10 protein-coding genes, 1 other RNA gene and 1 pseudogene are annotated in these 13,523 nt (G+C 27.9%); 7 read left to right on the forward strand and 5 right to left on the reverse strand.

Annotated elements, in window-relative coordinates; translation table 11 throughout:
* The first annotated feature begins 77 nt into the window (after window positions 1-77).
* The 3 genes and pseudogenes from Q0Y03_RS07940 to mgtE all read left to right on the forward strand — a co-directional run bounded on the left by Q0Y03_RS07940 (window position 78) and on the right by mgtE (window position 3,811).
* Window positions 78-2,666, forward strand: a complete 2,589-nt coding sequence (locus Q0Y03_RS07940; RefSeq protein ID WP_297713302.1) for an immunoglobulin-like domain-containing protein — start codon at window positions 78-80, stop codon at window positions 2,664-2,666.
* A gap of 410 nt (window positions 2,667-3,076) precedes the next feature.
* Window positions 3,077-3,217 (forward strand): annotated as a pseudogene (locus tag Q0Y03_RS07945) (magnesium transporter); the annotation flags it as partial.
* 3 nt (window positions 3,218-3,220) lie between these two features.
* A complete protein-coding gene (gene mgtE / locus Q0Y03_RS07950) occupies window positions 3,221-3,811 on the forward strand; it encodes a magnesium transporter (RefSeq protein ID WP_297713328.1) in 591 nt (196 codons plus the stop codon).
* A gap of 35 nt (window positions 3,812-3,846) precedes the next feature.
* On the opposite strand, the gene Q0Y03_RS07955 is transcribed toward mgtE, so the two are convergent.
* The 3 genes from Q0Y03_RS07955 to Q0Y03_RS07965 form a co-directional block, all read right to left on the reverse strand.
* Window positions 3,847-4,647 (reverse strand): MurR/RpiR family transcriptional regulator, encoded by an 801-nt coding sequence (locus Q0Y03_RS07955; RefSeq protein ID WP_297713303.1) that lies wholly within the window; start codon window positions 4,645-4,647, stop codon window positions 3,847-3,849.
* Window positions 4,648-4,754: 107 nt separating this feature from the next.
* On the reverse strand, window positions 4,755-5,399 hold the full coding sequence (locus Q0Y03_RS07960; RefSeq protein WP_297713304.1) for an N-acetylmannosamine-6-phosphate 2-epimerase: 645 nt from the start codon (window positions 5,397-5,399) through the stop codon (window positions 4,755-4,757).
* 19 nt (window positions 5,400-5,418) lie between these two features.
* Window positions 5,419-6,909 (reverse strand): PTS transporter subunit EIIC, encoded by a 1,491-nt coding sequence (locus tag Q0Y03_RS07965; RefSeq protein WP_297713305.1) that lies wholly within the window; start codon window positions 6,907-6,909, stop codon window positions 5,419-5,421.
* A gap of 239 nt (window positions 6,910-7,148) precedes the next feature.
* On the opposite strand from Q0Y03_RS07965, the gene Q0Y03_RS07970 reads away from it, so the two are divergent.
* The 3 genes from Q0Y03_RS07970 (at window position 7,149) to ssrA (ending at window position 10,028) form a co-directional block, all read left to right on the forward strand.
* Entirely contained in the window at window positions 7,149-7,826 is a 678-nt protein-coding gene (locus tag Q0Y03_RS07970) for a response regulator transcription factor (protein ID WP_297713306.1), read from the forward strand.
* Window positions 7,816-9,225 (forward strand): HAMP domain-containing sensor histidine kinase, encoded by a 1,410-nt coding sequence (locus Q0Y03_RS07975; RefSeq protein WP_297713307.1) that lies wholly within the window; start codon window positions 7,816-7,818, stop codon window positions 9,223-9,225. The genes Q0Y03_RS07970 and Q0Y03_RS07975 overlap by 11 nt, the downstream gene beginning before the upstream one ends.
* A 469-nt stretch (window positions 9,226-9,694) precedes the next feature.
* Window positions 9,695-10,028: a transfer-messenger RNA gene (gene ssrA / locus Q0Y03_RS07980) on the forward strand.
* A gap of 312 nt (window positions 10,029-10,340) precedes the next feature.
* Here the strand turns inward: ssrA and Q0Y03_RS07985 are convergent.
* Complete coding sequence (locus Q0Y03_RS07985) at window positions 10,341-10,751, reverse strand: hypothetical protein (RefSeq protein WP_297713308.1); 411 nt, start codon at window positions 10,749-10,751, stop codon at window positions 10,341-10,343.
* A 139-nt stretch (window positions 10,752-10,890) separates the two neighbouring features.
* Complete coding sequence (locus Q0Y03_RS07990; protein ID WP_297713309.1) at window positions 10,891-11,163, reverse strand: hypothetical protein; 273 nt, start codon at window positions 11,161-11,163, stop codon at window positions 10,891-10,893.
* Window positions 11,164-11,207: 44 nt separating this feature from the next.
* On the opposite strand from Q0Y03_RS07990, the gene Q0Y03_RS07995 reads away from it, so the two are divergent.
* Entirely contained in the window at window positions 11,208-13,148 is a 1,941-nt protein-coding gene (locus tag Q0Y03_RS07995) for an immunoglobulin-like domain-containing protein (RefSeq protein WP_297713310.1), read from the forward strand.
* The last annotated feature ends 375 nt before the right edge of the window (window positions 13,149-13,523 follow it).

A 13,523-nucleotide genomic window follows, 5' to 3' on the forward strand; every position in this document is an offset into this window, starting at 1 on the left:
TATAGTGATAATATTTTGATTTAAAAGAGGTTATCTCTTTTGAGATAGCCTCAATAAAGTAAGAAAGGAGATAGATTATGAAAAAGAATAAGGTAAAGCCAACTGTAAAAACGGCTTTAGCATATACATTAGCAGTAACTTCAACTGCTGCAATAGCTTATGCAGCACCAAAAGTTATAACGAGTAATTCTGAAAGTACAGAAAACAACTTTATATTAGATGTAGAAAAAGTAGACTCTGATACAGTTAAAGTATCGTTAGATAATATAGAAGACATTCCAAAAGCTCTTCAATTTAGTTTAAAGTTAGATGGAGTAGTTTTAAAAGAGGAGAATGGTAATCCTATAATAAAAGATTTAATAAACATAAATAAATCAGATAAAATAATAACAGATTATACTTATAATAAAGAGACAAATACAATAGATATTTTAATAACAGCTCAAGATTCAATACCTAAGAATGGTAATGAAGTTGAAGTTTTTGAGTTAGATTTAGTTCCATCAGCTAATAATGAATCAAGAAAGTATACTATAACAAATGAAGAAAGTTCTGAATATAAATATGTAAGTAATACAAAGAAAGAGTATGTTAAAGGTGTAAGTGTTGCAAATTCAGAATTAACTTTAAACACAAATCCTACTATAGAAATGAATAGTAATTCTTACATAGAAATTACTGAAGGAGAAACCCTTCAATTAACAGCAGAGACCTTACAAGAAAAAGGATTAATAATAAAAGATCAAGAAAATGATAAAATAACTTTAGAAGTTAAAGATTCAAGTGATAAGATAATAAAAGAGTTTAAGGGAACTGAAGAAGGAATATATGATTTATATATTATAGCCAAGGATGATTTTGCAGGTGAATCAGAGACTTTAAAGGTACAAGTTAAAGTTAATGCAGTAATTGAAGGACCTACTATTACTAAAGATGGAAATGAACTTGAAAGTGTTATTATAAATGCAGGAGAAGCATTTGATTTAATGGCTGGAGTTAAGGCTGTAGATGTTAATGGAAATTCAGTAGAGGTTAAAGTTACGTCAGATAAAGAACTTAACTTAGACCCAGAAAAAGATACTCAATATACTATAACATATACAGCTAGTGATAGTCGTGGTAGAACAACAGTTAAAACTATAACATTAAGTGTAAAAGCAAATAAAGCACCAGTAATAAAAGGTGTTACAGATCATACTTTAACAGTAGGAGATAGTTTTGATCCAAAGAAAAATGTTACTGTAGAAGATGAAGATGATGATATAGAGTTACTTGTTGAGAGCAATGTAAATACAAATATAGCAGGTGTTTATAAAGTTATATATAGTGCTACAGATAGTGGAAATAAAACAACTAGAGTTCAAAGCATTGTTGTTGTAAATCCAAAGGCAGCTTCACTAAACAATATCCCAGTAATAAATGCTGAAGATAAAGTTATACAATTAGGAGAAGAATTTAAAGAACTTGATGGAGTAACAGCAAGTGATAAAGAAGAAGGAAATATAACTGAAAAGATACAAGTTATAAAAAATGAAGTTAACATAAATGTATCAGGAAAATATGAAGTTACATATAGTGTAACAGATACTGAGGGAGCAAGCTCTATAAAGACAATAGTAATAACAGTAAATGAGCCTCCAGTAATAAATGCTACAGATAAAGTTATAAAGGTTGGAGAAAGTTTTGATCCATTAAGTGGAGTAACTGCAACTGATAAAGAAGATGGAAGTATAACTAAAATAGAAGTTGTAGAAAATACTGTTGATGAAAAAACTCCAGGAGAATATAAAGTTACATATAAAGTAAAAGATAGTAATGGTGGAGAAGCTACAAAAACAATAAAAGTAACAGTAAAAAAAGATGTTGTATTAGCTGAAAGTATAACTATAAACAATAAAATTAATAGCTTATATGTAGGAAGTAATAAAATCTTAACTGCAACTATAAATGATGAAGCAGAAATAAAAGATATAAAGTGGACAACAAGTGATGAAAATATAGCAGCAATAGAAGTTATAGGAAATGATGTTAAAGTAATAGCGAAAGAAAAAGGGCAAGTAACTATAACAGCAACAACTACTGATGGAAGCAATAAATCTGATAGTGTTACTATAAATATAGAAAAATATGAAGAAAATGTAGTGAGTTTTGTTAAAGATATTATAGACACTACTATTGTTACACCTATATCAGGTTCTGGGGAAATTGATTCTCCATTAGAAATGGAAGTACAAGCTGTAACTTTAGAAAAGTTTAGTGAGTTCTTAAATAATATTAAAAAGTTAAATGGTGTATTAGAAAAGAAATATGTAGATGGAAACTTTACAGTTTATAAAATAAAAGTTAAAAATACATCTTTAATATCTAGATTTATAGAAGCTATTAAAAATGAGTCAAGTAATGAGGCTTATATAGAAATAAAGATACCGAATGATTTAGAAAATGCAAATGCATTAGGAAGTAAATTAGAAGAAGTTATATCTAAAAATGAAGGTGGAAATACACCAGAGGATGGAAATAAACCAGGAGATGAAAACACTTCAGGAAATTCAAATAATAATAAGTTACCTATCACAGGAAAAGAAAGTATAATAAGTTTAGTTGGTGTAGTTACTACAGCTGCTGGTATGTTATTAGTAGGTAAAAAAAAGAAAAATAAAAAATAGTTTTGTGAAAAGTAGATTTTATATTTACTAATTAGTATAAAAATTTTTAACAATAATGAATAATATATTAAAGATGGTAAGGCTTATGAGAGCATAGGTCTTATCATTTTTTGTTCTTAAATACAGTAAATAAACAAACTCATAATTTCTCCACAATTATTTTATATAATGAAAATGTAGACTGATTGAGGAGCGTGATTTATATGGATGATATACCCCTAGAAAATAATGAAATAAAGATATTTAATAGGATAAGTAGTTCATATATATAACAAATGAGTTTGCTTTCAATAATTCTTATGGATTAATTTGTGTGTATATGAACTCTAAAGGAGGAAATTATGGCACAAGAATTATTAAGAGTAATTAAACATAATACTATTAGTGAATTAAGTCAAGTATTACAAAGAATGAATACTGTTGATATTGCAAAGAGCATGGAAGAGTTAGATTATAAATCTTTAGTAGTAGTATTTAGATTATTAACTAAAGATACATCAGCAGAAGTTTTTTCATATTTAGATAAAGAATCTCAACAAAAGATAATTGAATTAATCACAGAAGATTTTCAAAAAATGGCTGCAATGGAGCCAAGTGAAGAACCATATTTAAAAACTCCAGTTTTGACATTAGCTAAAAAAAGAATAGTATGGCTTTTAGTATTAATGGTATCTGCTACTGTTACAGGATCAATAATTCAAGGATTTGAAGATGTTCTTCAATCTGTAGTAATATTAGCATCATTTATTCCTATGTTAATGGATACTGGTGGTAACTCAGGATCACAATCATCTACATTAGTTATAAGAGGATTAGCACTTGGGGAAATTACTACAAAGGACTTTTTAAAAGTAATATTTAAGGAATTTAGAGTGAGTATTGTAGTTGCGACTGTTTTAGCGATAGTAAACTTTTTAAGATTATATTTCTTTAATAGTGCAGATCTTATGATTTCTCTTACAGTATGTGCAAGCTTATTCTTGACTGTAGTATTAGCAAAGATTGTAGGTGGAGTTTTACCTATAATATCAAAGAAGCTAAATTTAGATCCTGCAATAATGGCAAGTCCACTTATTACCACAATAGTAGATGCTTTTGCATTAGTAGTTTACTTTGGTTTTGCAAAATTACTTTTAGGAATATAATATTAGTAAAAGGGATGATGTAAAACTCATCCCTTTTATGAATTTATTATGGCATCTATAGTTATTTGCATTTTTTCTTCTAAGGTTTTATCTTCTAATAATACAGTAGATATTAAATCGACAAGATACATAGTTGAGAATTGAGAGTTTATAAATTTATGTCTACCTATAAAACGAGTGTTATAAACTTTTAATATTATATCTGAATAAGCTGTTATTAAACTTTCATCAAAGCTTGTTATACAAGCAATTTTAGATCCATTTTTTTTAGAAACCTTTAAGGCATTTACAAGCTCTTTTGTTTCACCTGATATAGAGAATCCTATAACAAGATCTTCAGGAGATGTTATTGAGCTATTAATAATCATCATATGAGAATCTGAAATACAATGTACGTTAAACCCCATTCTTATTAATCTTTGCATCATTTCAGTAGCTGTTAAACCAGAACTACCAACTCCATATAGATAGATTTTATTGGCCTTTTTAATTTCTTCAACTATATTAAGTATAGCAGATTTATCTATAAGTGAATTTGTTCTTTCAATTACTTCATTATAATGGTTATATACGCTTGAAAAAATACTAGCGCTATCGATAGATTTGTTATCATTAGTGATTAAATTAATTTGCATTTTCATTTCAACAAAGCTATCGCAGCCAATTTTTTTTGAGAATCTGGTAATAGTAGAACTAGAAGTTCCTGTTATTTTAGCTAACTCTATTATGTTTATATTTTTAATCATATCAGGTTGATGTAAGATATAATTAGCAATAGATTTTTCTTTATCCGAAAAGTTATTATATTTTTGTTGTATCTCGCATATAATATTCAATTAAAGCCCTCCATAGTAAAATGATATATTTAATAATACCATAATTCTTTTTTTTATAAAATAAGAGATAGAGTCATAATAGTCTCCATCTCTTATATATAAATATCTTATAATGCTTTTTGAACTTCTTCGCTGAATTTTTTTGTTATAAGTTGAGGTCTAGTAATAGCGCTACCAACTACAACTGAATAAGCTCCCATTTCTAAAGCTTTTCTAGCTTTTTCAGGAGTATCAAAATTACCTTCAGCTATAACTGGAACTTTACACTTTTCAATTAGTGTAGAAAGAACTTGGAAGTTATTCAAACCCTTAGATTGTTTAGTATAGCCAATTAATGTTGTTCCTACAAAGTGGAATCCCAATTTTTCAGCTCTTAAACCTTCTTCAACTGTTGAAATATCAGCCATAAACTTTTGATTAGGATACTTAGAGATAACCTCCTTAAGGAAGTCTTCATCTTGATTTATAGTTGCATCTAAAGCTACTACATCTATACCTTCTTCAACTAATGCATCAACTTCCTTCATTGTAGGAGTAATATATGGAATCATATTATCATAATCCTGTTTTATTATTCCAATTATAGGTAAATCAACCTCTGCTTTTATTTCTTTAATATCATCTACAGTGTTAGCACGTATACCAATTGCGCCACCTTCCTTAGCAGCTAAAGCCATTTTACCCATTATGAAGGAGCTATGTAGTGGTTCATTTGGTAGTGCTTGACATGATACAATTAATCCTTTATTCATTACTTTCACTCCTTATAAACTATTCTTTATCGATTATTTCATTAATTTTTTGTTTTAGAGGATCTGCTTTTGCTCCAAATATAGCTTGAATTCCACCTTTAACTTCAAGGACAGCAGTAGCCCCTAGAGCTTTTATCTTATCTTTATCTACTTTGCTTACATCCTTAACAGCGACTCTTAATCTTGTAATACAAGCATCAACATCATCTAAGTTTTCTTTTCCACCTAGTGCAGCTAAGATTTCAGCAGCAATTTCACTCATAGAATCTTTAGTAATAACTTTAACTTCTTCATTGTTATCTTCTCTACCTGGAGTAGGAACATTGAATTTAGTGATTAAGACTCTAAATGTTACATAGTATAATATAGCCCATACAATACCTATTAATATTACATAAATCCAGTTTGTTTTTTCGTTACCTTGTAATATACCAAATAGTGAGAAATCAATTAACCCACCAGAGAATGTATTTCCAATTGATACATTCAATATATCTGTTAATAAGAAGGCTAATCCATCAAAGAAAGCATGTACTACATATAGCCAAGGAGCTACGAATAAGAACATGAATTCAATTGGTTCTGTAATACCAGTTATAAATGATGTAATTGCAGCACCTAAGAATAAACCAGCAACAGTTTTTTTCTTATTTTTTTGAACACAGTGATACATTGCTAAGCAAGCAGCAGGTAGACCAAACATCATTGTTACAAAACGTCCAGCAAAAAATCTAGTACCTTCTGTAAATAAACCTACGTGATTTGGGTCAGCTAATTCAGCAAAGAATATATTTTGTGCACCAATTACAGTTTGGCCAGCAACTTGAGCAACTCCACCTAGTTCTGTATACCAGAATAATGGGTAAATCATGTGATGCAATCCAACGGCACCAGTTAATCTTAATAAGAATCCGTAAAGGAAAGTTCCTATAGGACCTAAGTTAGCAATAGCATTTCCGGCATTAACTAACCAACCTTGGAAAGTAGGCCAGATTAAGAAAAATATTGCAGCAACACCAATAGCTGAAAATGAAGAAACTATTGGAACAAATCTTGATCCACCAAAGAATCCTAGTACTGCAGGCAATTGAATGTTGTGATATTTATTATGTAAGTATGCAACTAATGAACCTATAACTATAGAACCAACAACACCTGTATCGATTGATTCAACTGCAGGATTGAAAGCGCTAATCATTCCTTTAATAGAGGCGTTCATTACAAGAAATGAAACAGCACCAGCCAGTGCGGCAGTACCTTTATCTTTTTTTGCAAGACCAACTGAAAGACCTATACACATGATAAGTGCTAGATTACTAAATACTACGTCTCCAGCAGACGACATTATTTTAAATATACCTTGTAACCAAGAAATATCTAAGAATGGATAAGCTTGTATAGTGTTAGGATTTGATAGTGCTCCACCAATTCCTAATAATAAACCAGCTGCAGGCAATATTGCAATTGGTAACATAAATGATTTTCCGATTTTTTGAAGCTGTTTAAACATAATATCCTCCCTTATTTTATAAAATTATTTTCATGATTGCAATAAAAGTGAAAAAAATTTTCGTGAATATGTTTACAATATACCATAAAATTTTTTTCATTTCAACACAAAAAGTGAAAATAATTTTAAAAGTTTATTAAAAACTTTTTATTAGATATTTATATCTAAATATTAAAACTTTAAATATTATAAGAAGCAAGGTTATAATATTAAAGAGAAAAATTTTTTTGGAGGTTACTATGATTAACATATTAATAGTTGATGATGAAAAGAAAATATGTGAATTTATAAAAGCATTCTTAGATAGTGAAGGTTATTATACAGAAGTTGCTTATGATGGAAATAGTGCTATAGATAAGATAAATTCAAAAAAATATGACTTAATAATATTAGATAGAATGATTCCATATATAAGTGGAGAGGAAATATGTGAATATATAAGAAAAAAGTCGGAAGTTCCTATAATTATGCTAACTGCTAGAATAGAAGATGAAGATAGGATAGATGGCTTTAAGCTAGGTTGTGATGATTATATTTGCAAGCCTTTTAATATAAATGAATTAGTATTAAGAGTTAAAGCTATTTTAAAGAGAAGTAGTGGTTCTTATGATAAGGAAATAATAAGTTATGGTGAAGAATTAGAAGTAAATACTGCAATTCATGAAGTTAAGGTTAGAGGTGAAGAAGTAATTTTAACTAATACAGAGTATAAAATATTACTTACATTAATAAATAATCCTAAGAAGATATATTCAAGAGAGAAATTGTTAGAAAGTACTATTGAAGGATATTATGAAAAAGGTGATAGAGCTATAGATAGTCATATAAAGAATTTACGTCAAAAGATAGAAGTTGATTCACGAAGTCCTAGAATAATTCAAACAGTATATGGGGTAGGATATAGATTTGGATTATAGAAATAAATTAAAATCAATAAATAGTAAACTTATAATATCTTTCACTTTTATCATGATTGTAACAATTATAGCTATAAGATTTTTTGTAAATACAAATTTTAAAAATTCTTTTGCAAAATATGTTGATGATAGTAATAAAGCAGAAATAAATCATTTAATTGAATTTGATTTAAAGAGTATATATTTAAATGGTAATTGGCATATTGAACTTATAGAAAATTTAGGAGTAGACTCTATAAGAAAAGGAATTGCAATTGAAATATATGATGAAAATACTAATAAAGTATGGAGTGTATTTGAAGATGAGAAGGTATTATCAGATAATACTTTAAATGAAGTAAGTAAAAATATGCAGAGTATAGAAAAGAAATGGAATAGCTATTTTGAGGAGTTTAAAGTTGATATTAGAGATATTAGTGGAAATTTAGTTGGATATGCTTATATAGGTCATTATGCTTCTACTTATTATATGGAAAATGATGTTCAATTTTTTAATGCTGCTAATAAAATTATAGCTGTAATAGGTGTTATTTCTATAGGTAGTATTATAATAATTTCAATAATAATATCTAAATCAATAGCTAATCCAATTTCTAAGGTTTCAAAGATGACGAAATTTATAGGTGAGGGGAATTATAAAAAGGAAGTAACTTATAAGAGTAATATAAGTGAAATTGATGATCTAATAAACTCTATAAATAAATTATCTAATGAATTAAATGAACAGGAAAATTTAAGAAAACAACTAACTGCTGATATAGCCCATGAGCTTAGAACACCACTTACAAGTATAAAGGGACATTTGGATACAATTATTGCTGGAATTTGGGAACCTACTAATGAAAGACTTAATAGTATAAATGAAGAAGTAACAAGAATTGCAAATCTTGTTGATGACTTAAGAAAGTTAGCTAAATTTGATACTGGAAAAAATAATTTAAATAAAGAAATAGTTAATTTAAGAAGTTATATAAAAACTATTGCTTATAATTATGAAGGGAAAGCACTTGAAAAGGATATAGTAATTAAATATCAATTAGAAGATTTAGAGGTGTTAATTGATAAAGAGAAGTTTGCACAAGTAATTATAAATATATTATCTAATGCTATTAAATATAATAATGGAAATAGTGAAATATATGTTAAAGCTTTTATGAAAGATAACAATGTTAATATAAGTATTAAAGATAGTGGAATTGGTATACCTGAAAGTGAACTTAAAAATATATTTGAACGTTTTTATAGAGTAGATAAATCCAGAGGGGCTAATGAAAAAGGAATGGGTGTGGGACTTACAATATCTAAATCTATCGCAAATTCACATGGTGGAAAAATAAAAGTTTTCAGTGAAATTAATAAAGGCTCAGAATTTATAATTATTTTGCCTAATGAAAATTAAGTTATGCACTTATAAACAAGTATTTGGAAAAAATGTGGATTAAAGTGTGGATTATTCTTTAGTTTGTGTGGATAACTTTTAAATTTTTATCTTAAAAATAAAGTAGAGTCTAGCATCCGGCGAAGGACAAACTAGACTCTACAGGTAATTAGCACTTTAACGTACCAACTGCTTGTTTATAATAACATCTTTCCAAGATGATTTCAATAGTTTTTGTTTTAAAGTAAATATCATAGATATTATTAATTTAAAATTACATAAAAATTTATGGTTTATTTAGAAAGATTGTTTAATATAAGAGTAAAATTTCTTTTAAAAGAATAATATTAATAGTTTACCAAGGTTTTAATAGCGGAGTTAAGTTGACAGTTGAAACTGTATGTTTTATAATAAAGTCACGATGTTAAACATCAATTGAAAATTGAATAGGTAAAAGCGTTTATGACCTATTAAGCTAACATGGGGGCGTTTTGGCTTCGACGGGGGTAAGATGGGTTTGATAAGCGGGCCGAGTAAAGCATGGACGACTCGTTAATAAGCTATGCACTAAATATAAACGCAGAAGACAATTTTGCATTAGCAGCTTAATATAGATTGCTCATCAGTCCAGGATGCCTACGTCTTGGGTAGCTGGTGTCATTAAAGTAGGGAACGAAGTCTAGCAAAGCTTTGAGATAGAGGGGTATTTATGAAGCTAGGGAATTAGGAGTTTGTTTGTGAGCGAACTAAGGACCGAAATTTTAGTCACAAACTACGCTCGTAGAAAGTCAGGCTGGTCTGCTTTCGGACAGGGGTTCGATTTTGAAAGAAAGTCGCCTTAAGCAGTGATGTTTAAGTGATAACTTGGCTTTATCGGTGAAACCGTAACAGAGTATGCTGATGGCAATACCGAGAGGTATGTGAAGAAATTCAACAGCCTCGTATCGACTTATAGGTTCCTAAAGTGAAAACTATGGAATACTAGGATAGAAGACATAAACTATACTGAGCTTCTATAATATGCCAGGCTGCTATTTTGATAATAGTAGAAGATATAGTCAGTGCCATATAGAAATAATGGATGCACATGACCCCTCGCCTCCACCATGAAACCCATGATAAACTATCATGGGTTTTCACTTTATATTCATAAATTCATTAAAAAATGCTCGTTTCTCAATTAACATCTCTTCAGTGTATCTTCCATTTCTAGATGTAAGAGATTTATATTTTCTTATAATTAATTCAGCTCTTTTTTTCTTAATATTAATTACTAGATAAGGTTGTATATCTATCAATAAAGAAATAGCATCATTTCTTCTTAAAACATAACTGTAGCAATCTTTATGTATGTCTGAATTGTAATTTTTCTTTTTAGTGATAGTACCTTTTCCTATAACTTTCTTAATCCATTCAAGTAATTCTAAAGTAGTTGAAGCAATTGAAATGCAGGGAGCAGGATGTTCATTTTTATGTATTTTTTGTAGCATAATACTTCCTTCACCATCAATAATTCCAGCAATATAAGCTTTTTCTGTTTCTGTCATAAGTTCACCTTTTCTAAAAAAATATTATCTATTTAAATATAGTATGTGATTTTAAAAGGATAATATTTATAGCAATCCATTGATATATAATCCTATGGCCAAAAAATTCTTATGTTGTTAGCATAAAGTAGTGGACACGTTAAGATAAATGTATTTGCTGAAGAAATAAAAAATGTTGATGAGAGTGATTTGAAAACATAGTACAAGCTAAGGAAATCATAGATAGAAATGTTAAAAGTAATAGTTTATATTCAGTATATTTAGATGCCTCTAAAGAATCATCAGGTTCAGGAGCATCCGAAAATGATCCTGTTAAAACTTTTAGTGAAGCTTTTGATTTAGTTGCATATGATGGAGTTATATATGTTACTGGTGAAGTAATTATACATGATGATGTATATATGCCTGACAAATTAATAGTTATTAAAAAACAAAAAGATAATGGTAAACTTAAGTTTGAAAAAAATTATATTTAAAAAATATGCTATACATAGAATTGAATCATCATCATTATATTTATATGGAGTTAATATAGAAGGGATAGTAGATGGGAAAAATGTTAAAGATCAATCCGTTGTAGATATAGTAGGTTTATCAATGATAAATAAGATTAATAATATAAAAAAGTTGGGTGTTTATGCAGAGGCTGAACTAAATATTAAAGAAGATTTAGAAGAAGTAAGAGAATTATACGCTGAAGGTGAAATTAAAATAAAAAATGGGGCTAAGATTAATGTAGAACATTTATATGGAACTTTTGCATTCGATGTTGAAGTCGCTGATAATGAAACTTTAATAGAAGGTAATTATATTAAAAGTAAAATATTTGTAGGAGATATATATTTAAGTGATAAATTAATAAGAGAAGGATATAGACTTAACACAATCTGTGGAGCAGAGTCAATAGTTGTTGATTTGTTTAATCCACAGTCAACTAATATATCTACTAATTATGCACCTGTTATAAAAAATTTAAGAGAAATAATTATAAGAGAAGGAAATACTATAGATTTAACAGAAGGTGTTGAAGCATGGGATTTTGAAGATGGTGATATAACAGAAAAAATAGTATTTCCAAATATTGATTTAGAATCTCTACCTGTAGGAAAACATGAAGTATCCTATGAAGTAACTGATAGTGATGGAAACAAAACTATTATGAATAGAACAATATATGTAATAAAAAATGCATCTCCAATAATAAAAGGAGCAAAAGATATTACAATTAAAATAGGCGATGTAGATAATTTTGATTTACTTAATGGGATAATAGTAACAGACGATAAGGATAATGATTTAAAACCTGAAGTTATAGGAAAAATAGAAAAACCATCTCCAGGTACTAATAAAGACTCTACAATAACTTATACAGTAACAGATAGTGATGGAAATTCTACTACAGTAACTAGAGTTATAACAGTAACTAACCAACTTCCAGTAATAAAAGGCCTTGATGAAATAGTTATAAAACAAGGAGAAGAATTAGATTTATTATCAGGAGTAACTGCATCTGATGAAGAAGATGGTGATATAACAAAAGATTTAGTAATAACAGGAGCTATTGATATAAATGAAGAAGGTTCACATATATTACTTTATAAAGTAACAGATAGTGATGGAAATACTACAGAGATGCAGAGAATAGTAGTGGTTGAAAAAGATAATGAAGTTATACCTCCAACTGAAGAATTAGAATCTTTATTACCTCCTGTAATAGCTGAAGCTATAACTAATAATTTAGTAAGTTTAATTTCTGGTACAGGAATTATAGATGATCCAGTAGAAATAGAATTTAATAACATTAGTAATGATAATGTTGATAGTTTATTATCTGATATAAAGAATCTCAATATAAAAGTAAATAGTTTAGAAAATAAGAATGGATATACATTTGTAAAAATTTCAATATTAAAAGAAAGTAATTCTAATACTTTTAAAGTATCTGAATTTAGCAATTTAAAAGAAGAAATTCACATAGTATTAAAAGTTAAAGATGAGTATGTAAACATCGCTGATAAACTTAGAGAATTTGCTGAAAATAATATTGAAGATTCTAATGATGACAACACAAATAGTGATGTAGATAATAACACAGATAACAATACTAATAATAATGTAGATAACAATACAGATAATAATATAAGTAACAATGTGAATAAAGATGATATTATAAATGATAATATAACTAACAATAATGTAAATAATGATAGTATAAACTTTGATAATCATAAGCCTATAAAAGAGCTTCCAAAGACAGGGGATAACTCAAGTATAGTAATGTTAGCTTCAGTAGCATTACTAAGTTTATTATTTATGATATTAAACATTTTTGGAATAAAGAAAAAAATAAACCTGTATAAGGTTGGTATGAGTGATAATATGAGAGAAATTAAATAAATTTACATGTGAAATAAATAAAGTTCCTACTAAAATAATAAACAAGCTATATCCTAAGGCAATATTATAATGGTCAAACCTTAAAATATTAAGGTTTGACCATTATATTTTTAATAATCTATTACTTCCTATAGGTTACAGTATCTGCTATTATGTTATTTAAGTTTGTTTTTGTTAACAGAAACTTACCTTATAAATTAGTTTTGATAGCAAATTATTATAATATAAAACTATATTAGCAATTCAAAAATAAAAACCGACATTTAACGATAAAAAAAGACAAATATAATTTAATTAAGTTAAAATATAACGAGAAATGAATACACCAATGATTGGGGTAAAGAATTTTCAGAGAGGTTAACATAAATATAATTT

Source organism: Clostridium sp., from assembly GCF_026168755.1.
In the GTDB taxonomy this organism is placed as follows: domain Bacteria; phylum Bacillota; class Clostridia; order Clostridiales; family Clostridiaceae; genus Clostridium.